This is a genomic window from Xanthomonas sp. NCPPB 1826, assembly GCF_056725285.1.
Window position 1 is genome coordinate 1,171,196 of record NZ_CM161521.1, and the last position, 22,403, is coordinate 1,193,598.

The 22,403-nt window shown below is 65.5% G+C and carries 23 protein-coding genes and 5 tRNA genes; 23 read left to right on the plus strand and 5 right to left on the minus strand.

Going from position 1 to position 22,403, the window contains the following annotated elements; translation table 11 throughout:
• The first annotated feature begins 31 nt into the window (after nucleotides 1-31).
• The 4 genes from AC1PLA_RS05015 (at nucleotide 32) to AC1PLA_RS05030 (ending at nucleotide 3,488) form a co-directional block, all read left to right on the plus strand.
• Nucleotides 32-1,309 (plus strand): YihY family inner membrane protein, encoded by a 1,278-nt coding sequence (locus AC1PLA_RS05015; RefSeq protein WP_115510485.1) that lies wholly within the window; start codon nucleotides 32-34, stop codon nucleotides 1,307-1,309.
• On the plus strand, nucleotides 1,306-1,914 hold the full coding sequence (locus AC1PLA_RS05020) for a TlpA family protein disulfide reductase (RefSeq protein WP_016900699.1): 609 nt from the start codon (nucleotides 1,306-1,308) through the stop codon (nucleotides 1,912-1,914). The genes AC1PLA_RS05015 and AC1PLA_RS05020 overlap by 4 nt, the downstream gene beginning before the upstream one ends.
• The gene (locus AC1PLA_RS05025; protein ID WP_104593907.1) at nucleotides 1,914-2,180 is read left to right on the plus strand and encodes an acylphosphatase; all 267 of its coding nucleotides are present in this window, start codon (nucleotides 1,914-1,916) and stop codon (nucleotides 2,178-2,180) included. Before AC1PLA_RS05020 ends, AC1PLA_RS05025 begins: the two co-directional genes overlap by 1 nt.
• A gap of 84 nt (nucleotides 2,181-2,264) precedes the next feature.
• Nucleotides 2,265-3,488 (plus strand): hypothetical protein, encoded by a 1,224-nt coding sequence (locus AC1PLA_RS05030; protein WP_126968013.1) that lies wholly within the window; start codon nucleotides 2,265-2,267, stop codon nucleotides 3,486-3,488.
• On the opposite strand, the gene ppk2 is transcribed toward AC1PLA_RS05030, so the two are convergent.
• From ppk2 to hemA, 5 genes are all read right to left on the minus strand, one after another.
• Nucleotides 3,470-4,252, minus strand: a complete 783-nt coding sequence (ppk2, locus tag AC1PLA_RS05035) for a polyphosphate kinase 2 (protein WP_104593905.1) — start codon at nucleotides 4,250-4,252, stop codon at nucleotides 3,470-3,472. The two genes, AC1PLA_RS05030 and ppk2, sit on opposite strands and share 19 nt — an antisense overlap.
• Nucleotides 4,253-4,282: 30 nt before the next feature.
• A complete protein-coding gene (moaB, locus tag AC1PLA_RS05040) occupies nucleotides 4,283-4,801 on the minus strand; it encodes a molybdenum cofactor biosynthesis protein B (RefSeq protein ID WP_039510148.1) in 519 nt (172 codons plus the stop codon).
• A gap of 558 nt (nucleotides 4,802-5,359) precedes the next feature.
• The gene (locus tag AC1PLA_RS05045; protein ID WP_481105713.1) at nucleotides 5,360-7,066 is read right to left on the minus strand and encodes an O-linked N-acetylglucosamine transferase, SPINDLY family protein; all 1,707 of its coding nucleotides are present in this window, start codon (nucleotides 7,064-7,066) and stop codon (nucleotides 5,360-5,362) included.
• Nucleotides 7,063-8,148, minus strand: coding sequence for a peptide chain release factor 1 (prfA, locus tag AC1PLA_RS05050; protein WP_481105714.1), 1,086 nt, complete (start codon nucleotides 8,146-8,148; stop codon nucleotides 7,063-7,065). Before prfA ends, AC1PLA_RS05045 begins: the two co-directional genes overlap by 4 nt.
• Complete coding sequence (gene hemA / locus AC1PLA_RS05055) at nucleotides 8,126-9,424, minus strand: glutamyl-tRNA reductase (protein WP_481105715.1); 1,299 nt, start codon at nucleotides 9,422-9,424, stop codon at nucleotides 8,126-8,128. Before hemA ends, prfA begins: the two co-directional genes overlap by 23 nt.
• A 65-nt stretch (nucleotides 9,425-9,489) precedes the next feature.
• Here hemA and AC1PLA_RS05060 point away from each other — a divergent pair, with 65 nt between their 5' ends.
• From AC1PLA_RS05060 to rplL, 19 genes are all read left to right on the plus strand, one after another.
• The gene (locus AC1PLA_RS05060; protein ID WP_481105716.1) at nucleotides 9,490-11,178 is read left to right on the plus strand and encodes a tetratricopeptide repeat protein; all 1,689 of its coding nucleotides are present in this window, start codon (nucleotides 9,490-9,492) and stop codon (nucleotides 11,176-11,178) included.
• Nucleotides 11,175-11,828 carry a lipoprotein insertase outer membrane protein LolB gene (lolB, locus tag AC1PLA_RS05065; RefSeq protein WP_481105717.1) on the plus strand — a complete coding sequence of 218 codons (654 nt, stop codon included), beginning with the start codon at nucleotides 11,175-11,177 and terminating at the stop codon, nucleotides 11,826-11,828. The genes AC1PLA_RS05060 and lolB overlap by 4 nt, the downstream gene beginning before the upstream one ends.
• A complete protein-coding gene (gene ispE / locus AC1PLA_RS05070; protein ID WP_481105718.1) occupies nucleotides 11,810-12,697 on the plus strand; it encodes a 4-(cytidine 5'-diphospho)-2-C-methyl-D-erythritol kinase in 888 nt (295 codons plus the stop codon). The genes lolB and ispE overlap by 19 nt, the downstream gene beginning before the upstream one ends.
• Nucleotides 12,698-12,700: 3 nt before the next feature.
• Nucleotides 12,701-12,777 (plus strand) — tRNA-Gln (locus AC1PLA_RS05075).
• 186 nt (nucleotides 12,778-12,963) lie between these two features.
• Nucleotides 12,964-13,923: a ribose-phosphate diphosphokinase gene (locus tag AC1PLA_RS05080; protein WP_002811729.1), complete on the plus strand. Its 960-nt coding sequence runs from the start codon at nucleotides 12,964-12,966 to the stop codon at nucleotides 13,921-13,923.
• A gap of 110 nt (nucleotides 13,924-14,033) precedes the next feature.
• A complete protein-coding gene (locus AC1PLA_RS05085; protein WP_016900688.1) occupies nucleotides 14,034-14,669 on the plus strand; it encodes a 50S ribosomal protein L25/general stress protein Ctc in 636 nt (211 codons plus the stop codon).
• Between the two features lie 49 nt (nucleotides 14,670-14,718).
• Entirely contained in the window at nucleotides 14,719-15,303 is a 585-nt protein-coding gene (gene pth, locus AC1PLA_RS05090; RefSeq protein WP_167704705.1) for an aminoacyl-tRNA hydrolase, read from the plus strand.
• 74 nt (nucleotides 15,304-15,377) lie between these two features.
• The gene (ychF, locus tag AC1PLA_RS05095) at nucleotides 15,378-16,469 is read left to right on the plus strand and encodes a redox-regulated ATPase YchF (RefSeq protein WP_016900686.1); all 1,092 of its coding nucleotides are present in this window, start codon (nucleotides 15,378-15,380) and stop codon (nucleotides 16,467-16,469) included.
• 154 nt (nucleotides 16,470-16,623) lie between these two features.
• Nucleotides 16,624-16,709: transfer RNA gene (locus AC1PLA_RS05100), tRNA-Tyr, on the plus strand.
• A gap of 29 nt (nucleotides 16,710-16,738) precedes the next feature.
• Nucleotides 16,739-16,812: transfer RNA gene (locus AC1PLA_RS05105), tRNA-Gly, on the plus strand.
• A gap of 33 nt (nucleotides 16,813-16,845) precedes the next feature.
• Nucleotides 16,846-16,921: transfer RNA gene (locus AC1PLA_RS05110), tRNA-Thr, on the plus strand.
• Nucleotides 16,922-16,967: 46 nt separating this feature from the next.
• A complete protein-coding gene (tuf, locus tag AC1PLA_RS05115; RefSeq protein ID WP_024938571.1) occupies nucleotides 16,968-18,158 on the plus strand; it encodes an elongation factor Tu in 1,191 nt (396 codons plus the stop codon).
• Between the two features lie 106 nt (nucleotides 18,159-18,264).
• A tRNA-Trp gene (locus AC1PLA_RS05120) sits at nucleotides 18,265-18,340 on the plus strand.
• Between the two features lie 49 nt (nucleotides 18,341-18,389).
• A complete protein-coding gene (gene secE / locus AC1PLA_RS05125; RefSeq protein WP_016900684.1) occupies nucleotides 18,390-18,800 on the plus strand; it encodes a preprotein translocase subunit SecE in 411 nt (136 codons plus the stop codon).
• A gap of 13 nt (nucleotides 18,801-18,813) precedes the next feature.
• Entirely contained in the window at nucleotides 18,814-19,371 is a 558-nt protein-coding gene (gene nusG / locus AC1PLA_RS05130) for a transcription termination/antitermination protein NusG (protein WP_016900683.1), read from the plus strand.
• A 199-nt stretch (nucleotides 19,372-19,570) separates the two neighbouring features.
• Entirely contained in the window at nucleotides 19,571-19,999 is a 429-nt protein-coding gene (rplK, locus tag AC1PLA_RS05135) for a 50S ribosomal protein L11 (RefSeq protein WP_016900682.1), read from the plus strand.
• A 3-nt stretch (nucleotides 20,000-20,002) separates the two neighbouring features.
• The gene (gene rplA, locus AC1PLA_RS05140) at nucleotides 20,003-20,701 is read left to right on the plus strand and encodes a 50S ribosomal protein L1 (RefSeq protein ID WP_016900681.1); all 699 of its coding nucleotides are present in this window, start codon (nucleotides 20,003-20,005) and stop codon (nucleotides 20,699-20,701) included.
• 549 nt (nucleotides 20,702-21,250) lie between these two features.
• Complete coding sequence (gene rplJ / locus AC1PLA_RS05145; protein ID WP_016900680.1) at nucleotides 21,251-21,784, plus strand: 50S ribosomal protein L10; 534 nt, start codon at nucleotides 21,251-21,253, stop codon at nucleotides 21,782-21,784.
• A 54-nt stretch (nucleotides 21,785-21,838) separates the two neighbouring features.
• Nucleotides 21,839-22,204 carry a 50S ribosomal protein L7/L12 gene (gene rplL / locus AC1PLA_RS05150; RefSeq protein ID WP_016900679.1) on the plus strand — a complete coding sequence of 122 codons (366 nt, stop codon included), beginning with the start codon at nucleotides 21,839-21,841 and terminating at the stop codon, nucleotides 22,202-22,204.
• The last annotated feature ends 199 nt before the right edge of the window (nucleotides 22,205-22,403 follow it).

The following is a 22,403-nucleotide window of genomic DNA, read 5'->3' on the forward strand; positions in this document are numbered from 1 at the left end:
GCGATGACGGCGCATCGGGTACCCTTGCGCGATGTCGCGTGTGAACAAAATCCACCAATGGAAAGAACGGCTGCGCGACCGCGCGCGGACGGTCAGCTTCGGGCGCTTCCTGTGGCGCCGCTTTCTCGACGACCGCCTGTTCCAGGCGGCCGCCTCGCTCGCCTATACCACGGTATTTGCGCTGGTGCCGCTGGCGATCGTCGTATTCGGGGTGCTGTCGGCGTTCCCGGCCTTCAACGAGTGGAAGGACGCGCTGACCGACTTCATCTTCAACAACTTCGTGCCCGGCGCGGCGCGCTCGGTGCAGAACTACCTCAATCGTTCGCTGGAGGACCTGGGCAAGTTCACCGTGGCCGGTATGGTCGCGCTGGTGGCCTCGCTGCTGATCACCCTGCACAGCATCGAGCAGACCTTCAACAGCATCTGGCGGGTGGCCGCCGCACGCCCGAAGGTGACACGCTTCCTGATCTACTGGACGGTGCTGACCCTGGGCACCATGCTGGCCGCCGCCTCGATGGCGATGGCCGCCTACGTGTTCGCGCTGCCGCTATTCCGCACCACCGAAGGCCAGTGGCTGGCCGAATTCGCCTGGCGGCTGGCGCCGATGGCGGTGGAATTCGTCTGCATCGTGCTGATCTACCGCGTGGTGCCGCAGCATGGGGTACGCCTGCGGCATGCGTTGCCGGGCGCGTTGCTGGCGGTGATCCTGATGGAAATCGTCAAATGGGGCTTCGGCTTCTATCTGGGCAATTTCCAGACCTATCAGCGCATTTACGGCGCGCTGTCGGCGCTGCCGATCCTGCTGTTGTGGATCTACCTGAGCTGGGTCTCGGTGCTGCTGGGCGCCTCGCTGGCCTCCTCGATGGCGGCATTCCGCTACCAGCCCGAAGCGATGCGGCTGCCGCCGGGTTTCGAGATCTATGGCCTGCTGCGCCTGCTCGGCCGCTTCCGCCAGGCACGCATCCACGGCAACGGGCTGGACGAAGACCGCATCCTGGCGCTGGAGCCGATGCTCACCGACACGCTGATGCAGGAGTTGCTGTGCGAACTCAAACGCATCCGCCTGCTGCGCCGCGACGAGCGCGGTCAGTGGCTGCTGGCACGCGACCTGGACGTGGTGCCGCTGGCCGAACTCTACGAAAGCTGCCAGCTGCGCGTGCCGATCGAAGACCGCCCCCTGCCGTGCCGCGACGATGCCTACGGCCAGGCCGCTGCCGCTGCGCTGGAACAACTGCGCCAACCCTTGCGCAGCGTGCTGGCGCAACCGGTCGGCGACCTCTACACCCACCTTCCCGGAGACCTTACATGACCGTGCGCCTTGTGCGCGGCGCCTGTGCGCTGCTGTTGCCGCTGGTGTTGCTGACCGCCTGCAAACCCACCGGCGAGGGCACGCCCGCCGCCGGCGGTGCAGCGCCGGCGACCACCGCACAAACACCGCAAACGCCGGCCGCCCCCGCCGACCCGGCCAGCCCAACCGACACCTCGGTGGTGCAGCAGACCGCCGAGATGCCCAAGCTGTCGCTGCCGACCGTGACCGGCGAGGCCTATGACCTGGCCGCGCATCGCGGCAAGTGGGTGGTGGTCAATTTCTGGGCCACCTGGTGCGCGCCATGCCTGAAGGAAATGCCCGAGCTGTCGGCGCTGCACACCATGCGCGACACCATCGAAGTGGTGGGCCTGGCCTATGAAGACATCAGCAGCGCCGACATGCAGGCGTTCCTGAAGGACCACCCGGTGTCGTACCCGATCGCCATCCTCGACCCCTACCAGCCGCCGCAGGACTTCGCCACGCCGCGCGGGTTGCCGATGACGTATCTGATCGGGCCGGACGGCAAGGTGGCCAAGCAGTTCCTCGGCCCGGTGACCGCACGCGACATCGAGACGGCGGTGGGCATCACCGGCAAGGCCGGCTGATGCAGGCGGCGCGCTTTATCGTCACCGGCGTGGTGCAGGGCGTGTGGTTCCGCGCCTCCACCCGCGAGCGCGCGGTTGCGCTGGGCCTGCGTGGGCATGCGCGCAACCAGCCCGACGGCAGCGTGGAGGTGGTCGCTGCCGGGCCCGACGCCGCGCTGGACGCGCTGGAAACCTGGTTATGGCAAGGTCCGCCGGCGGCCAGGGTGGCGGCGGTGACCCGCACGCCCTGCGCGCAGCCGCCGACTGAAGAATTTGTAACTGGCTGAGTCGCTGCCAGCCGGGCAGGCCAACAGACTTGCGATGCGTCGCCGATAACCTTGTCAGCGCGATCAGGCGTGCAGGGGGAATATATGGCCGCTCCATCTCAAGATCACACCGACGGGCACGAACTGCCTGCCCGCAACCGTCGCCTGGCGCAGCTGGCGCCATGGCTGTATTTGGGCGTCCTGTCGGGCAGCGGCTGGTTGCTGTTTCTGCAGCCGCAGACCCGCGTGCTGCAGCCAGGGCAGGCGGCCACCAGCTGGCTGCTGGCCTGGATCTTCGGCGGCATCGTGATCGCTGCGGTGCTGTGGAGCCTGAAGCTCGCACGTCACGGCCTGGGCGCGTCCGCTGCCAGCTATCCGCTGTCGGCGCGTCTGCCCGATTCCTGGGCCGACGCCTACGCGGCGCTGTTGCGCCCGGCCCCCGCGGTGCCGCTGTCGGCCTCCAGGCCGGATCCTGCCGGCACCCAGCGCGGCGCAGCCTGGCACCACTTCGGCGGCGGCATGCTCAGCGTGGAGAATTTCGATCCCAACGACGCTACCCGTGCGCCCTGGGACACCCTGGATGCCCAGGCCTGCATCTCGCGTCTGGACGATCTCCGTCCGGCCTGGCAGAACGCCACCGCGAACCGCGCGCTGCAACAGGAGCGTCGCTACTGGCTGGATGTGGTGCTGTCGCTGCTCGACCACGGCGTGATGCGCCCGCTGCAGGACGGCTACCTGCCCGACACCGCCACGCTGCGCACCGAACGTTTCCTGCTTGGCGCCGATGCCGGCCCGATCGTCCTGGCCGAGGTGCCGGCGCTGTTCGCACGCCGCCTGGCGCTGGCGATCGAGACCATGCCGGCCCCGCAGCGCGAGGCCGCCGGCGTCCAATGGCGTCTGCTGCAGCAATTGCACGGCCTGGTTGCCGAAAGCCGCATGCTGGACGAGCGCTCCCAGGTCATCCAGGTGCTGGCGTGGAATCCGGACGTGGACCTGGATCAGGTCGAAGTGGCCTACATCCTGGCCGCCGAGTACCGCCAGGGCATGCGCGACTGGTTGCGCCGCGCCGCGCTGGTGCGTCTGCCCGATAGCGCGCTACGCCTGGACGAAGTGCTGCTGTCGTCCTGCAGCCCGCTCGGCGCGCAGGCCGACGACGTCGATTACATCGAAGCGATGCGCCCGCTGCATCGCGGTTTCATGCAGCTGTTCAGCCAGCGCCTGAGCCAGCTTGTGCTGCAGGCCGAGCAGGCCGAGCGCCAGGCCGGCCTGTATCCGTTGCCGCGCGCCACCGCGGCCAGCGACGAGATCTCTCAGGACTGGCCGGCGTAATCGTCGATCGGTTCCAGCACGCCGTAACGTTCCTTGTGCGGCTTGCCGTCCAGTGGCGGCAGCTGCAGCGTGTCATCGGGCACCGCGGTGTCCGGGAGCCGATCCAGCAGATTGCGGATCAGGCTCAACCGGCCGCGCTTCTGGTCGTTGAAATCCACCAGCGTCCACGGCGCGTCCGGCGTATGCGTCACCTCGAGCATGCGCTCGCGCGCGGCGGTGTAGTCCTCGTACTTGCTGCGTGACTGCAGGTCCACCGGTGACAATTTCCAGCCCTTGAGCGGATCTTCCTGGCGTTCGGCAAAGCGCTGTTCCTGCTCGGCCTGATCCACGCACAGCCAATACTTGAACAGCAGGATGCCGTCGTCGACCAGCAGTTGTTCGAAGCGCGGCGCCTGCTCCAGAAACGCGTTGTATTGCGCGTCGGTGCAATAGCCCATCACCCGTTCCACGCCGGCGCGGTTGTACCAGCTGCGATCCATCAGCACCAACTCGCCGGCCGCCGGCAGGTGCGCCACATAGCGCTGGAAATACCATTGCGTGCTTTCGCGATCGTTGGGTGTCGGCAACGCCACCACCCGGCACTGGCGCGGGTTCAGATGGCTGGCGATGGCCTGGATCACACCGCCCTTGCCGGCGGTGTCGCGGCCTTCCACCAGTACCAGCGCGCGCTGGTTGGTATGGCGCAGCCAGCGGGCCATGTTGACCAGTTCCAGCTGCAGCGGTGCCAGCAACTTCTTGTAGGCCTTGCGTTTCAGGTGCGACATGCGCGTTCCGACAGCGATGGAGCGCGCAGGCTATTCGCCCAGACGTGGACGCAGTGTCGCCAGATTGCAGGGCTTGGTCCGCGCATCCAGCTGCGCACGCACGATCTTTTCCCAGGCCGTGCGGCAGGCCGAGGTGGAGCCGGGCAGGCAGAACACGAAGCTGTGATTGGCCAGCCCCGCAAACGCGCGTGACTGCAGCGACGAGGTGCCGATTTCGTCGACACTGACCGCGCGGAACAATTCGCCGAAACCGGGCATGGTCTTGTCCAGCAACGGGGTGATCGCCTCCGGCGTGCTGTCACGGCCGGTAAAGCCGGTGCCGCCAGTGATCAGGATGCCGTCGACCTGCGCATCGGCGATCCACGCAGAGACGATCGCGCGCATGCGGTAGCGATCGTCCGGACACAGGGCGCGCTCGTGCAGCAGGTGACCGTCGTGAGTGAGGGCATCGACCAGATAGTCGCCGGAGCGATCATCGGCCAGCGTGCGGCTGTCGGACACCGTCAGCACGCACAGGTGCAAGGGAATGAAGTCGAGATTGGAAGGCATGCCCCAAGCCTAGCGAGCCGGAACGACCGGGTACAGCACCACGGCGTGAAGCCGCACAACATTGATTGCCAGCGGGTTCGCTGATACTGGCAATTAGCAACTGACAGTTCGTGGCAAATCGATAAGTCGCTCTCCCTGCGGGGCGAGAAGGCACAGCTTACGCGCCCCTGGTGTGCGTTCCGCCGAGCGCCCACGCCGCAAGGTTGGACGCCCCTCTCCCGCCGGGATAGGGGCTGGGGTGAGGGTACGGCGAAGCAAGATGCCTGTCGGTACTCGCTTCGGTGAGGGCGGCAGCGCGGCCGGGGATCGGCTCCTCGGCTCGGCAGACATCCTGTCTGACTCGCCGCCGCGGCACATCCGTGTGCCGCTCTCCGCCAATCCCCGGCCACGCTGCCGCTCTGCACGTTGTTTCCATGACCTGAAAAGGTCTCGAAGAAACTCAATGACGCTTTGAAGCACCTCTCCCGCTGGGGCGAGGAGGCACAGCTGGGCGCGCGTGCCTGGGGGTGAGGGTGCGGCGGAAGACAGCCATCTACCTTGAAAAAGGCAAGCAGCCCGCTAGTTACCCAACCAACCATGTTGGCGCGCGAGTGCTTGCAATAGATCCGCGAACCCGTCGGCAAACCCATCCATATCGAACACGCCCGACTCGCGCCGACGCTCCGCCACCCGCGCACGCAATGCACTCAACGCCGCTGGGTCACTCGCCAACGCCACCGCCTTGGCCACGAACGCAGCGTTATCGGCCACATTCATCTCATCCAGCCCCAGATGATGATTCAGGCTGCCGGCCACGCGCGCGGCAAATGTCTCGCCGGGCGTGGTCAACACCGGGCAACCCGCCCATAAGGCATCCGATGCGGTGGTATGCGCGTTGTACGGATACGTATCCAGGAACAGGTCCGCATGCCGGTAACGCGCCAGATACTGGGCGTGCGGCAGTTTCGGCATGAACACCAGGCGCTGCGCAGCCACGCCCTGCGTCTGCGCTACCGCACGCAGGCGTGCGTCGGCCTCGCCCGGTCCGGACAACAGCCACAGCACGCTGCCCGGTACCGCACGCAACACTGCCAGCATGCGCGCCATGCTGCGCGGATTGAGCTTGTAGCTGTTGTTGAAGCAGCACAGCACCACGCCATGCTCGGGCAGGCCGCACTGCGCCCGCGACGGCGGCTCGGCGATCACGCGCGAGGTGTCCGACGGTTGAAACGCACCGTTCAGGCGCAGCACGCGCTCGCGGTAGAACGGCTCCAGCGCCGGCGGCAGCGCAAACGCATCGCCCAGCACATAGTCCATCCACGGCGCGCCCGACGTGCCTGGATATGCCAGCCAGTTGAGCTGCAGCGGCGCCGGCCGCAGTGCGAACACTTCCGGGCGCCCGCCGCCGCCCCAGCCGCGCAGGTCGAACAGCAGATCGATGCCCTGGTCGCGGATGTGCTGCGCAGTGGCCAGGTGCCCGAGCGCGGTGACATCGTGCAGCGTGGTGGCCTGCGCCAGGCGCACGCGGATCTCGCTGCGGTCGTCATGGCTGGTGGCGAACAGATGCAGTTGCAGCGCCGGCTGCCGGCGCTTCAGCGCTTCGAACAACGCGACCGTCAGCAAGCCGGTGGGATGTGCACCAAACCCGTTGGAAACGAAGCCGAGCCGCAACCCGCCCTGGCTGCGCACGGCAGTCGGCGGTAACGGGCGCAACATCGCAGCGACTGCCTGCGCGCGCGTCCGTGCACAGGCCAGCTGTTCGGCAGCGCTGGCGTCCTCGCTCAGGAAGGCGAACGGTTCCACCGCAGCAGCGCCCTGCGCCACGGCGCTGCGCACCTGCGCAGCAAGCGCATCCAGTTCGCGCCAATCGCACAGGCGGCGTCGCCAGTTGAGCAGTTGCGCAGCGATATATGGCTCGTCGGGCAGCAACTGGTGCGCACGCGTATACGCGGCCGCGGCCGCTTCGGCCTGGCCTGCATCTTCCAATGCATGCCCCAGCCATAGCGCGATGCCCGGATGCTGCGGCACCAGGTCCGATGCCTGCTGCAACAACGCTGCCGCGTCGGCATGCCGTTGCTGTGTCCAGCGCACCCGGCCAAGCCGCGCCACCGCTTCCGGATGGCCCGGCTGCAGTGCAAGCGCGCGTTGCACCGCGGCCTCGCCTGCAGCGATTGCGCCCATGCCGAGTTCGGCATCGGCCAGCATCAGCCAGGCGATGAAATCACCCGGCTGGCGTCGCACCGCCTCGCGCAGCTGCAGCAGCTCGCGCGGGACCTGCGCACTCACGGGCTGTCGCTCAACCGTGCCAGTTCGTCGGCCTGATGCTCATGCAGCAGTCGTGCGATCAGTGCATCCAGATCGCCTTCGATGATGTTGGGCAGGTCGTACAGCGTCAGGCCCTCCACGCGGTGGTCAGTGATGCGGCCCTGCGGGAAGCTGTAGGTGCGGATGCGCTGGCTGCGGTCGCCGCTGCCGACCTGCAGCTTGCGCGTCTGCGCTTCGGCGGCGGCCGCCTTGCTGCGTTCGGCTTCCACCAATTGCGCCTTCAGCCGCTTCATCGCCTTGTCGCGGTTGGCGTGCTGGCTGCGCTCGGTCTGGCATTCCACCACCACGCCGCTGGGCACATGGGTGATGCGGATCGCCGACTCGGTCTTGTTGACGTGCTGGCCGCCGGCACCGGACGAGCGGAAGGTGTCCACTTTCAGGTCGGCCGGGTTGATCACGATCTCTTCCACATCGTCGGCTTCCGGAATGATCGCCACCGTCGCCGCCGAGGTGTGGATGCGGCCCTGCGACTCGGTCGCCGGCACGCGCTGCACGCGGTGGGTGCCGGACTCGAACTTCAGCCGCGAATACGCGCCGCGTCCGACCACCCGTGCCACCACTTCCTTGTAGCCGCCGTGCTCGCCGGGGCTGTCGGATTCGATTTCCACCTTCCAGCCCTGGCGCTCGGCATAACGCGCGTACATGCGGAACAGGTCGCCGGCAAAGATCGCCGCCTCGTCGCCGCCGGTACCGGCGCGTACTTCCAGGAACAGGTTGCCGTCATCGCGCGGGTCGCGCGGCACCAGCAGCAAGGCCAGTTGCGCATCCAGTTCTTCCAGGCGCGCCTGTGCGGCGGCGATCTCCTCTTCGGCCAGCTCGCGCATTTCCGGATCGTTGCGCATCGCTTCGGCCGCGCTCAGGTCGGCCTTGGCGCGCGCTTCGTCTTCCAGGGCCACGGCCACCGGCTCCAGCTGCGACAGTTCGCGCGACAGCGTGCGGAACTTGTCGTTGTTGTTGATCACATCGGGGTCGGAGAGCAGGTGCTGCAGTTCTTCGCGGCGCTCGGCCAGCGCTTCGAGCTTACGGCGCAGGGTCGGCGTCATCGGTCCTCACGATCGGGGTGGCTACAGGGGGATGTTGGTAACCCGGTTTTTCCGGGAACAGCCGGTCGGCCGCGCTGGTCAATTCCAGGTCGTTGTTGAGCGCGGCATCGCGCAGCGCGGCAGTGGGCGGATGCAGTAGCCGGTTGGTCAGCGCATGCGCCAGCTGTTCCAGTACTTCGTCGGCCGGCTTGCCGTTGTGCAATTGCTGGCGCGCCTTGGCCAGCAGTTCGTCGCGGGTGCTGTCGCCGAACGCGCGCAAGCGTTTGAGCGGCGCCTGGCGCGCGTTGGCCTGCAAGGTCTCGACATAGCGAGCCACCTGCAGGTCGATGATGGCTTCGGCCTGGTCGGCGGCTTCACGGCGGCCGCGGCGGTTGTCTTCCACCGCGCGTTCCAGGTCGTCCACGGTGTACAGGTAGGCGTCGCTGAGCTCGGCCACCGAGGCTTCGATGTCGCGCGGCACCGCCAGGTCGAACAGCAGCATCGGCTTGCGCTTGCGCGCGCGCAGCGCCTGTTCCACCTGCACCCGCGTCACGATCGGCTCGCGCGCGGCGGTGGCCGAGAACACCACGTCGGCTTCGGCCAGATGGCGGTCCAGATCGGTCAGCGGCAGGGCGTAACCGCCGTGCTGGCTGGCCAGCGTCTGCGCATGCGCAAGCGTGCGATTGGCGATCAACAAGCGGCGCACGCGGCCTTCGCTCAGATGCTTGGCCGCAAGCTCGATGGTTTCGCCCGCGCCGATCAGCAGCACGGTGGACTCGTTGAGTCGCGCAAAGGATTCCTGCGCCAGTCGCACCGCAGTGGAGGCCACCGACACCGGATTGGCACCGACGCGCGTATCGGTGCGCGCCCGCTTGGCGACCGAGAAGGTCTGCTGAAACAGGCGGTCCAGTCCGCTGCCCAGTGCGCCATGTGCACGTGCCACTGCCCAGGCGTCCTTCACCTGGCCCAGGATTTGCGGCTCGCCCAGCACCATCGAGTCCAGACCGGTGGCGACGCGGAACAGGTGGCGCACCGCCGCTTCCTCCTGGTGCTGATACAGGTAGCCGCTCAAGCCCGGCGCATGGGTCTCCAGCCAGCTCACCAGGCTGTGCGGGTCGTCGGACATCGCATACAGCTCGGTGCGGTTGCAGGTGGACAGCAACGCGGCCTCGCGCACCTGCGGCAACGCGCGCAGGGATTCGAGCGCGCGCGGCAACGCGTCACCTGCGAACGCCGCGCGTTCGCGCAGGTCCACAGGTGCGGTCTGGTGATTCAGTCCGAGCACCCACAACGTCATTGTTCAGTTGCTTGCGATAAGCTGGCGGCCATTCAGGGCCCCATTTTACGGCCCGGTTGCCCCCGATGCCTGTACCGATTCGCATCCTGTGTGTTCTTTTGCTGGTCGCAGTCTCCACCAGTGCCACTGCAGCACCCAAGAAAGCACCGCCCGCGCCGCCGACCGGTCGCGCTGGCACCACCTCGCTGGAGCCGGTGCTCGCCGGCGAATTTGCCTTGCAGGCCGGGCAGTTGGACGATGCCGCCCGCGCCTACCTGGATGCCGCCAAGGCCGAGGCCGGCGACGCCGGGCTGGCCGAACGCGCTGCCCGCATCGCCATGCTGGCCAACGACGACCCGCGTGCGATCGAGGCCCTGGCGCTGTGGCGTGCCCGCGCACCCTCGTCGATGTCCATGCGCAGCACCGAAGCCTCGCTGGCCTTGCGCCGCAACGACTTGCGTACCGCCCGCCGTGACCTGCTCGGCCTGCTCAAGGAGCCAGACCCGCGCGGCTGGCGCTTCGCCCTGATCGCCCTGGCCAATGGCGGGCGCGAGCCGGAAGCCTCGGCCGACGTGCTCGAAGACCTGGTCAAGGCCGGCGCCATCCCCAATCAGATCGAAGCCTGGCAGGAATTCGGCCGGCTTGCCCTGCGCATGGAGCGCCCGGCGCTGGCCAAACGCATCGTCGACGAAGTGGTGCGCCGCTTCCCCGAAGAGCCGCGCGTGGCCTTGTTGCACGCCACCCAGCTGCAGCAGGAAGGCAAGAACGACGAAGCGCTGGCACTGCTGAAGAATGTCGAGCCGCAGGCAGTCAAGGATTCCGAGCTGCGTGGCGCGCTGGCCTTTGCCTACGACGCCATGGGGCAGACCGAAGCCGCCGCGCGGGTCTTGTCGACCGGGCCGCAGGACACCCAGACCTACGGGCTGCGTGCCTCCATGCTGGCCAAGGAAAAGGATCGCAGCGCGCTGGAGGCGCTGTACGGCGAGCTCAAGAGCAACGCCACCAAGCCCGACCCGGACCGCCGCCTGCTGCTCGGCAAGATCGCCGAATTCCTCAAGCGCTATGACGAGGCAGTGGAGTGGTATCGCGGCGTGCCCGGGGGGCCGCAGCTGAGCGAGGCACGCCTGCGCGCCGCCAGCGCCCTGTACGAGCTGGGCCGCAAGCCCGAGGCGCTCGCCGAAGCGCGCGCATTGCAGAGCGATGCCAGCGCCGACGACGACGCGCGTCGCGACGCCTACGTGCTCGAAGCCGAGCTGCACCAGCGCGCCGACGACGCAGCGGGCGAACTGGATGCCTTCGAACGCGGCCTGGCCGCCTATCCGGACGACGGCGCGCTGCTGTACGCCCGCGGCCTGGCCTGGGAGCGCCGTGACGATGTCGCGCGTGCCGAGGCCGATCTGCGCAAGATCCTGGTGGCCGAACCGGAAAACGTGGCGGCGCTGAACGCGCTGGGCTACACCCTGGCCGACCGCACCACCCGCTACAAGGAAGCGCTGGCGCTGATCGACCGCGCCCGCACCGCCGACCCGGATAACCCGGCTATCGTCGACAGCTACGGCTGGGTGCTGTATCGAATGGGCCGCACCAAGGAAGCCCTGGTGCAACTGCGCCGCGCCTGGGCCCTGGTCAAGGACCCGGAAATCGCCGCGCACGTGGGCGAGGTGCTGTGGGTCAGCGGCAAGCAGGATGAGGCGCGGCGCTACTTCGATGAAGCGCGGCGCCTGGATCCGGACAACCGCGCGCTGCAACGCGCCGTGGAAAAATTCGGGCTATGAGCGGGGCGATCCGAACACTGGTCCTGAGCGGGCTGGTGCTGGTCGGGCTGTCCGCCTGCGTCAGCGTGCCGCGCGGGCAGGGCGGTGGTGCCGCAGTGGTCGAGCAGGTCTCCGAGGGTGCGCGTGAAGCCGAAGCCGCACGCCAGGCCTGGCTGCAGGCGCATCCGGCCTGGTCGTTCCAGGGCCGGGTTGCGATCAGCAAGGGCAGCAGCGGCGGTAGCGGCCGCATCGACTGGCAGCAGGACGGTGCGAAATACCGCGTGCAGCTCAGCGCGCCGGTGACCCGGCAGAGCTGGGTGCTCACCGGCGACACCGCCAGCGGCGGCGGACGCCTGGAAGGGCTGGACGGCGGCCCGCGCAGCGGTCCGGATGCCGAGCAGGTGCTGCTGGAAGCGACCGGCTGGACCATCCCGGTCAACCAGATGCCGGACTGGGTCCGCGCGCTGCGCATTGCCGACGCCCGTGCCGAGCGCGCGGATCTGGATGCGGCCGGGCGGCCACGTACCGTGCGGCAGGATGGCTGGACGATCGACTTTCTCGCCTGGGCGCCGGCCGGTGCCGGGCAACCCGAGCTGCCGCAGCGCATCGAAGCCCGCAACGGCGAGGCCAAGGTGCGTCTGCTGGTCGATCAGTGGACGGTATCGCCCTGATGTCCGCGCTGGAGACGGGCTGGTCGGCCTGGCCTGCGCCGGCCAAGCTCAACCTGTTCCTGCAGATCGTCGGGCGCCGCGCCGATGGCTACCACCTGCTGCAGACCGTGTTCCGGCTGCTGGACTGGGGGGATACCATTCATCTTCGTGTGCGCAACGACGGGCTGATCCGGCGCATCGGCGACAGCCTGCCCGGCGTGGCGGAAGCCGATGACCTGGTCATCCGGGCCGCGCGCCTGCTGCAATCCAGCGCGGGCACGCAGGCCGGCGCCGACATCCGGGTCGACAAACGCATTCCCGCCGGCGGCGGCTTCGGCGGCGGCTCGTCGGATGCCGCCACCGTGCTGGTCGCGCTGAACGCCTTGTGGGGCCTGGGCTTGCCGGTCGACACCCTGGCCGAACTGGGGCTGCGGCTGGGTGCCGACGTGCCGGTGTTCGTGCACGGGCACAATGCCTGGGCCGAGGGTGTTGGCGAGCAACTGTCCCCGATCGGTCTCCCGGCAGCGTCCTACGTGCTGGTCGATCCGGGAATTCATGTGCCCACCCCGGTCTTATTTCAATCACGGGAATTGACGCGGGATGCCGCGCCCGTGAAAATAGCGGACTTCGCTTCGGGTTCTCTGCTCGACAATGCGTTCGAGCCGGTTCTGCGGCGCCGTGAACCCGCCATCGAGGCAGTGTTCCAGGCGCTGTCCAGGATCGGGACGCCGCGTTTGACCGGGTCAGGGGGCGGGTGTTTCGTCGAATTCGCCACGCGCGCTGCTGCAGAGCAGGCCACGGTGCAGTTGCCGGACAGCCTGAGGGCGTGGGTCGTGGAAGGTGCAGCGCACTCGCCACTGCTCGACGTCCTGGATGCGAGACAGGTTTGATGCAGGGGCGTCGCCAAGAGGCCCAAGGCACCAGGTTTTGATCCTGGCATTCGTAGGTTCGAATCCTACCGCCCCTGCCAGTTGTTGATGCAGGTCCCCCTGCACCAGTCGTACATGCAGGTCCCTCTGCAACAGCCGTATATGCAGGTCCCCTGCAACAGCCCGCACATCCATGTGCGGAGATTCAACGAAAAGCCCGGCATTTGGTCGGCTTTGTCCAGCTCCATCATCGCCCGCACGCTCTTTGCCGCCGCCCGAGAGATCCCATGCAAGACCAACGTAACCTGCTGGTGTTCTCCGGCAATGCCAACAAACCGCTTGCCCTGAGCATCTGCAAGGAGCTCGGCGTTCGCATGGGCAAGGCGCTGGTCACGCGCTTCTCCGATGGCGAGGTGCAGGTCGAGATCGAAGAAAGCGTGCGTCGGCAGGAAGTGTTCGTGATCCAGCCGACCTGCGCGCCTAGCGCGGAAAACCTGATGGAGCTGCTGGTGCTGATCGACGCGCTCAAGCGCGCCAGCGCCGCGTCGGTGACCGCGGTCATTCCGTACTTCGGCTACTCGCGCCAGGACCGCCGCATGCGTTCCTCGCGCGTGCCGATCACCGCCAAGGTCGCCGCCAAGATGATCTGCGCAATGGAGGCCGACCGCGTGTTGACGGTCGATCTGCACGCCGACCAGATCCAGGGCTTCTTCGACGTGCCGGTCGATAACGTCTATGCCTCGCCGCTGCTGCTGGCCGACATCTGGCGCGCCTACGGCACCGACAACCTGATCGTGGTATCGCCGGACGTGGGCGGCGTGGTGCGCGCGCGCGCCGTCGCCAAGCGCCTGGACGATGCGGATCTGGCCATCATCGACAAGCGCCGTCCGCGCGCCAACGTCGCCACGGTGATGAACATCATCGGCGATGTGCAGGGCAAGACCTGCGTGCTGGTCGATGATCTGGTCGATACTGCCGGGACCCTGTGCGCCGCCGCAGCAGCGCTGAAGCAGCGCGGCGCGCTCAAGGTGGTGGCCTACATCACTCACCCGGTGCTGTCCGGCCCGGCAGTGGACAACATCAACAATTCGCAGCTCGACGAGCTGGTGGTCACCGACACGATTCCGCTGAACGAAGCCGCGCGCACCTGCGCCAAGATTCGTCAGCTGAGCGTGGCCGAACTGCTGGCCGAGACCATTCGCCGCATCGCCTTCGGCGAGTCGGTGAGTTCGCTCTACGTCGACTGATGCCGCATTCGGCGCCCGGAGTTCCGGGTGCCGGTACCACGTCTCGCCTGGTCGCGGGTGAGACGCTTCATCGCCGCGAGGCGGTATTCCAATCTAGGTAGTGAAACAACATGGCAAAGACTCACGAAATCAAGGTCGAGCGCCGCGCGAACGAGGGGAAGGGTGCGAGCCGCCGCCTACGTCACGCTGGCGTCATTCCGGCCATCGTTTACGGTGGCGAACTCGAGCCGGTCAGCATCCAGCTCAACCACGAGCAGATCTGGCTTGCCCAGCAGAACGAGTGGTTCTACTCGTCGATCCTCGACCTGAACCTCAATGGCGACGTGCAGCAGGTGCTGCTGCGTGACATGCAGCGCCATCCGTTCAAGCAGCTGATCATCCACATCGACTTCCAGCGCGTCAGCGCCAACGAGAAGCTCAGCGCCGCCGTGCCGCTGCACTTCATCAACGAAGCAGCATCGCCGGCCGGTAAGTCCAGCGAAGTGGTCGTCACCCACGAACTCAACGAAGTTCAGGTCGTCTGCCTGCCGAAGGATCTGCCGGAGTTCATCGAAGTGGACCTGGGTGCCCTGGAAGTGGGCAACGTGATCCACTTGTCCGAGATCAAGCTGCCGGCCGGTGTGGAAATTCCGGAGCTGAAGCTGGGCAAGGAGCACGACGTGGCGGTGGTTGCTGCCAAGCACGTGCGGATCGAGGAAGAAGACGCTGCCGGTGAAGAAGGCAGCGAAGGCGCCGAGACCAAGTAAGCCGTCGGCCGATCCCTCGCACTGCGCGGGATCGGCTGCGGTCACTGGCATGTCTGCACTCCGCCTGATTGTCGGACTCGGGAATCCCGGTCCGGAACACGCGCAAACCCGGCACAACGCCGGGTTTCGTTTCGTCGATGCCCTCGTCGAGCGCCATGGCGTGCGCTGGGGGCTGGACGCCAAGTTGTTCGGCGAGACCGCCAAGGTCGAGATCGCCGGGCAGTCGGTCTGGCTGCTCAAGCCGGCCACCTTCATGAATCTCAGCGGCAAATCGATCACCGCCGCGTTGCGGTTCTGGAAGATCGAGCCGGAGCAACTGCTCGTTGCACACGACGAATTGGATCTTGCGCCGGGCATCGCGCGGCTCAAGTTCGATGGCGGCCACGGCGGCCAGAACGGCCTGCGCGATACCATTCGCCTGCTGGGACACGGTAAATTCCATCGCTTGCGGATCGGCATCGGCCATCCCGGCCACAAGGACCGTGTGGTGCCTTGGGTGCTGGGACGGGCAGGGCGCGACGACGACGCGGCAATCGGCACTGCAGTGGATGCGGCCATCGATGTCCTGCCGCTGGCACTGGAGGGTAATTTCAACGAGGCGATGAAGCGCCTGCATACCAGCAGGGATGCGTGATTGGGGATTGGGGATTTGCAGCCGTGCGGCATGGCGAATCTCCAATCCCGAATCCCAAATCCCGGATGTGACCCATGGGTATCAAATGCGGCATCGTCGGCCTGCCCAACGTCGGCAAGTCGACCCTGTTCAATGCGCTGACCAAGGCGGGCATCGCTGCGGCCAATTTTCCGTTCTGCACCATCGAGCCGAACGTCGGCATCGTGCCGGTGCCGGATCCGCGCCTCAATCAACTGGCTGAGATCGTCAAGCCGCAGAAGCTGATTCCGACCGCGGTCGAGTTCGTCGATATCGCCGGCCTGGTGGCGGGTGCGGCCAGCGGCGAAGGGCTGGGCAACAAGTTTCTGGCGCATATCCGCGAAGTCGATGCGATCACCCACGTGGTGCGCTGCTTCGAGAATGACGACGTCATCCATGTGAACAACAAGGTCGACCCGATCAGCGATATCGAAACCATCGATACCGAACTGGCATTGGCCGATCTGGACAGCGTGGAAAAGGCGCTCAACCGTGCCGAGCGCAGCGCCAAGGGCGGCGACAAGGATGCCGCGGCGCGCAAACCGGTGCTGGCCAAGTTGCAGGCCGCGCTGGCCGACGGCAAGGCGGGGCGTGCAGCCGGCCTGGACGACGATGAAAAGGCGCTGGTGCGCGACCTGTTCCTGTTGACGCTCAAGCCGGTGATGTACATCGCCAACGTGCTTGAGGACGGTTTCGAGAACAATCCGCACCTGGACGCGGTGCGTCGGCATGCGTTGGCCGAAGGCGCCGAAGTGGTGCCGGTCTCGGCAGCGATCGAGGAAGAGCTATCGCAGCTCGACGACGAGGATCGCGACACCTTCCTGGCCGATCTGGGTCTGGACGAGCCGGGTCTGAATCGCGTCATCCGCGCGGCCTACAAGTTGCTTGGCCTGCAGACCTACTTCACCGCCGGCGTCAAGGAAGTGCGTGCGTGGACGGTCAGGGCTGGCTCGACCGCGCCGCAGGCGGCAGCGGTGATCCATACCGATTTCGAGAAGGGCTTCATTCGCGCCGAGACGATCGGCTTCGACGACTTCATCAAGCACCGGGGCGAAGCCGGTGCGCGCGATGCGGGGCGTCTGCGTCTGGAAGGCAAGGAATACCGCGTCCAGGAAGGCGACGTGCTGCACTTCCGCTTCAACGTCTGACCGGTTGCGCGCGACCCCGATGGTCGCGCGTCTTCGGCACTGACGATTTGCTCAAAATTTTTGTTGACACTGCATGCGTCCCACAACAAAATAACGGGCTGCTTCACCCCGAACCGAATTCGCCTCATCGCGCACCGGTCCGGTAGTAAAAGCTGGAGGGATACCCAAGCGGCCAACGGGGGCAGACTGTAAATCTGCTGGCTTACGCCTTCGGTGGTTCGAATCCACCTCCCTCCACCAGTTTCACGTTGTGGCATGCAGTTCCCGGCGCGGGAGTAGTTCAACGGTAGAACCTCAGCCTTCCAAGCTGATGGTGCGGGTTCGATTCCCGTCTCCCGCTCCATTGAACGCAAATGCATGGCATAATGCAAAACTCGCTCACGTAGCTCAGTCGGTAGAGCACCTCCTTGGTAAGGAGGAGGTCGAAGGTTCGATTCCTTTCGTGAGCACCACTACTCAATCGTCTTTAACTCCAAACGATTACCGAGACACGCACCCATGGCAAAAGCTAAATTTGAGCGCACCAAGCCGCACGTGAACGTCGGCACCATCGGTCACGTTGACCATGGCAAGACCACGTTGACAGCCGCGCTGACCAAGATCGGTGCTGAGCGTTTCGGTGGCGAGTTCAAGGCGTATGACGCGATCGACGCGGCGCCGGAAGAGAAGGCGCGCGGCATCACGATTTCGACCGCACACGTCGAATACGAATCCCCGAACCGTCACTACGCGCACGTCGACTGCCCCGGCCACGCCGACTACGTCAAGAACATGATCACCGGTGCGGCGCAGATGGACGGCGCGATCCTGGTGTGTTCGGCTGCTGACGGCCCGATGCCGCAGACCCGTGAGCACATCCTGCTCTCGCGTCAGGTCGGTGTGCCGCACATCGTCGTGTTCCTGAACAAGGCTGACATGGTCGACGACGCCGAGCTGCTCGAGCTGGTCGAAATGGAAGTGCGCGAGCTGCTCAGCAAGTACGACTTCCCGGGCGACGACACCCCGATCATCCACGGTTCGGCGCGTCTGGCGCTGGACGGCGATCAGAGCGACATCGGCGTGCCGGCGATCCTGAAGCTGGTCGACGCGCTCGACACCTTCATCCCGGAGCCGACCCGCGACGTCGACCGTCCGTTCCTGATGCCGGTCGAAGACGTGTTCTCGATCTCCGGTCGCGGCACCGTGGTGACCGGTCGTATCGAGCGCGGCATCATCAAGGTTGGCGACGAAATCGAAATCGTCGGTATCCGCGACACGCAGAAGACCACCGTCACCGGCGTGGAAATGTTCCGCAAGCTGCTCGACCAGGGTCAGGCAGGCGACAACGCCGGTCTGCTGCTGCGCGGCACCAAGCGTGACGACGTCGAGCGTGGCCAGGTGCTGTGCAAGCCGGGTTCGATCAAGCCGCACACCGAGTTCGAAGCCGAAGTCTACGTGCTGTCCAAGGACGAGGGTGGCCGTCATACCCCGTTCTTCAAGGGCTACCGTCCGCAGTTCTACTTCCGTACCACCGACATCACTGGCGCTTGCCAGCTGCCGGAAGGCGTGGAGATGGTGATGCCGGGCGACAACGTGAAGATGGTCGTGACCCTGATCAACCCGGTCGCGATGGACGAAGGTCTGCGCTTCGCCATCCGTGAAGGCGGTCGTACCGTCGGCGCCGGCGTGGTTGCCAAGATCATCAAGTAAGTGCCTGCATCCAGTCGCCTCGCGGCGGCTGGATTCAAACGAATGGCGGGCCGGCTGAACCGCGGTCCGCCTTCGTTGTCTTAGGGTTTGCGGTAAACGAGTACATACGCCAGTAGCTCAATTGGCAGAGCAGCGGTCTCCAAAACCGCAGGTTGGGGGTTCGAGTCCCTCCTGGCGTGCCACTCCTCTTTCCGGCCCAGCGATTCGGGTCAGATCGGTAACTAGAGCCGGATGAATAGCAAAATCGAGCCTTCCAAAAGCGCGTCTGCTGCCAGCGCTGATATCGTGAAATACGTCATCTCCGCGCTCCTGGTGATCGCGGGGTTGTTTGTGTGGTTCTGGTTTTCTGCGCCCGAGCGCGCCACCCAGTTCGGAGCCTGGACGCCGCAGTTGCGTGCGCTGGCCGTGATCGTGGGGTTGGTGGCGGGCGCATTCGTATTTTTGGGAACCGGCAAAGGCCGGGAGACCCGTGAGTTCATGTCCGAATCCAGGTTCGAGTTGCGCAAGGTGGTCTGGCCGACGCGCCAGGAAGCCATTCGCACGACCTGGGTCGTGATTGTTGTTGTGATCATTCTGAGTTTGCTGTTGGGCGGCTTCGACTTCGTCATCCAGAAGCTCACGCAGTGGTTCCTGGCTCGTTGAGGAGAATCAAGCAGTGAAGCGTTGGTATGTCGTTCACGCCTATTCAGGCTTCGAAAAATCCGTTGCGCAGGCATTGCGCGACCGTATCGCCCGTACCGAGATGGAAGATCGTTTCGGCGACGTGTTGGTGCCGACCGAAGAAGTCATCGAGATGCGCGCCGGCCAGAAGCGCCGGTCCGAGCGCAAGTTCTTCCCCGGCTACGTGCTGGTGCAGATCGAGACCCACGAAGAGGCCGGTATTCCGCGCATCGACAATGAAAGCTGGCACTTGGTGAAGGAAACTTCCAAGGTGATGGGCTTCATTGGCGGCACCGCTGACCGTCCGTTGCCGATTCGCGACGAAGAGGCCGATGCGATCCTGCAGCGTGTGCAGGATGGCGTCGAGAAGCCGCGTCCGAAGGTGCTGTTCGAGCCGGGTCAGATGGTGCGCGTCACCGATGGTCCGTTCAACGACTTCAATGGCGTGGTGGAAGAGGTCAATTACGAGAAGAGCAGGCTGCGGGTTGCCGTGCTCATCTTCGGTCGCTCCACGCCGGTCGAGCTCGAGTTCGGCCAGGTCGAGAAGGGCTGAAGCTAGCCGGGCGCCGTCTAGGCGCCCGCCTTGAATGCTGCTATAGTGCGCGGCTCGCTGACCTGGCGAACCGCCGGGAACCAATGGCTGCCGCATGGCAGCCATCTGCGTGTGGTCAGAAACGTGAAGCCGGGACACGTGATTTCCCGGTCCGATGGGGAGCCTGCAGTCAAGGCGCTAGCACCCGGAGAGTATCGAAATGGCAAAGAAGATAACTGCTTACATCAAGTTGCAGGTCAAGGCCGGTCAGGCCAATCCTGCGCCGCCGGTCGGCCCTGCCCTGGGTCAGCGCGGTCTGAACATCATGGAATTCTGCAAGGCGTTCAACGCAGCAACCTCCAAGCTGGAGCCGGGTCTGCCGACGCCGGTGGTCATCACCGCGTACTCCGATCGTACCTTCACCTTCATCACCAAGAGCACCCCGGCCAGCGTGCTGCTCAAGAAGGCTGCAGGCGTGACTTCCGGTTCCAAGCGCCCCAACACCGACAAGGTGGGCAAGGTGACGCGCAAGCAGCTGGAAGAGATCGCCAAGGTCAAGGAAGCCGATTTGACGGCGGCCGAGCTGGAAGCGGCAGTGCGTACGATTGCGGGTTCTGCCCGCAGCATGGGTTTGACGGTGGAGGGCTAAGACATGGCACAGAGCAAGCGCGTTAAGGCCATTGCGGCCGCTGTCGTTCCGGGCAAGACCTATGCCTTCGAAGACGCAATCAAGATCCTGAAGACCGTGACCAAGGCCAAGTTCGTCGAGTCGATCGACGTTGCCGTGCGCCTGGGCGTGGACGCCAAGAAGTCCGACCAGCAGGTGCGCGGTTCGACCGTGCTGCCGGCCGGTACCGGCAAGAGCGTGCGCGTTGCCGTGTTCGCACCGGCCGGTGCCAAGGCTGACGAAGCCCTGGCCGCTGGTGCCGAGGCGGTGGGCATGGACGACCTGGCCGAGAAGATGCAGGCCGGCGATCTGAGCTACGACGTGGTCATCGCCACCCCGGACGCGATGCGCGTCGTCGGTAAGCTCGGCACCCTGCTGGGCCCGCGCGGCCTGATGCCGAACCCGAAGGTCGGCACCGTGTCGGCCAACCCGGGCGAAGCGGTCAAGAATGCCAAGTCGGGTCAGGTGCGTTACCGCACCGACAAGGCCGGCATCATCCACTGCACCATCGGCAAGGCCAGCTTCGATGACGAAGCGCTGAAGTCGAACCTGCAGGCGCTGCTGCTGGACCTGATCAAGGCCAAGCCGGCCACCTCCAAGGGTACCTACCTGCAGAAGGTGTCGGTCAGCTCGACGATGGGCCCTGGCGTGACCGTCGACCAGTCCAGCCTTGCGCTGAAGTGAGTTGAGGGGTCGGGCCTGTCATTGGCCTGACCCGTCGATGTAGTACAGCATTGTTTTTCCGGCCCGGGTCACCGTGTGCTGGGAGTCCGTTCCCTCCTTTGGGGTAACGGACATTTTGAAGGCGATCGCCGGCATGTCCGGCGGTAGCCGTCAAAGACCGCAGGCGCGGTCAGCGCAGATCGACGACGGGCATGGATGCTCGCACTGGCAGGGAGTCGCCGTCGATGCAGCGGGATCGCTTAATCAGGTTCGCAAGAGCCGGCCGGCGTAGATGGTGTCGCCCTTCTGGAGCTTTCTGGTTTACGCGCGTCTGGGACATCCCGGATCGAGCCCACTCCAGGTCTAGAACGGCCACCAAAGGAACATCGGTCGATGTTCCCGGCTTCCAGGAAGGAGGCTGCCCTGGACCGCAACCGGCAGGAGCCGCGAGCGGAGTAGTTTGAAGCGGGGATTTGGGATTCGGCATTGGGGATTTGCAGGGGCTGCTTCATGGCTTTCGACGAATCACCAACCACCGATCACCAATCCCGGCTTTAACGGAGGAGTGCAATGGCTCTCAATCTGTCTCAGAAGCAAGAAGTAGTCGCCGAGCTGGCAGACATCGCCGCCAAGGCTCACTCCTTGATCGCCGCCGAATACGCTGGCATCACGGTCTCCCAGATGACCGCGATGCGCAAGCAGGCCCGCGAAACCGGTGTGTTCTTGAAAGTTGTCAAGAACACCCTGGCTGCGCGCGCCGTTGAAGGTACTGATTTCGCTGTCGTCGCTGACAAGCTGGTCGGTCCTTTGCTGTATGCGTTTTCGATGGAGGAGCCCGGCGCTGCCGGTCGCCTGATCAAGGAATTCGCCAAGGGCAACGACAAGTTGCAGGCCAAGGTCGTGTCCATCGGCGGGGAACTGTTCCCGGCTGGTCACGTCGACGTGTTGGCTTCGCTGCCGACCCGCGATCAGGCCCTGGCCATGCTGGCCCGCGTGCTGTCCGAACCGGCTGCCATGTTTGCCCGTGCCGTCAAGGCCGTGGGCGACAAGCAGGGTGGTGGCGACGAAGCCGCCGCGCCGGTCGCCGAGACTGCCGAAGCTTGATGTCCTAGCGTTCGCTAGAACCCCAATCCAGAAAATCATTTAAAGGTAATCACAATGTCCCTTACCAACGAACAGATCGTCGACGCCATCGCCGAGAAGTCCCTGATGGAAGTGATGGAGCTGGTCAAGGCCATCGAAGAAAAGTTCGGCGTCTCCGCCGCCGCTCCGGTCGCTGCCGCTGCAGCTGGCCCGGCCGCCGTGGTCGAAGAGCAGACCGAGTTCAACGTGGTGCTGGTTGATTGCGGCGCCAACAAGGTCGGCGTCATTAAGGCCGTCCGCGCCGTGACCGGCCTGGGTCTGAAGGAAGCCAAGGATCTGACCGAAGCCGGTGGCATCCTGAAGGAAGGCGCCACCAAGGACGAAGCCGAGAAGATCAAGAAGGAACTGACCGAAGCCGGCGCCAAGGTCGAAGTCAAGTAAGCAGCATCTTGCATCGCCAGCGTTTCATGGTGATGCACTGAAGGCTGGGAGCGTAAAGCTCCCGGCCTTTGGCCGTTTCGGGCGGGAATCGAGAATCGGGATTGGGGAATCGCAAATGCAACATCGCGTGCTCATCCGATTCCCATTTCTCCATTCCCGATTCCGGCCTCACCGAGTTGGTAGTTGGAAGTAGCGGGAG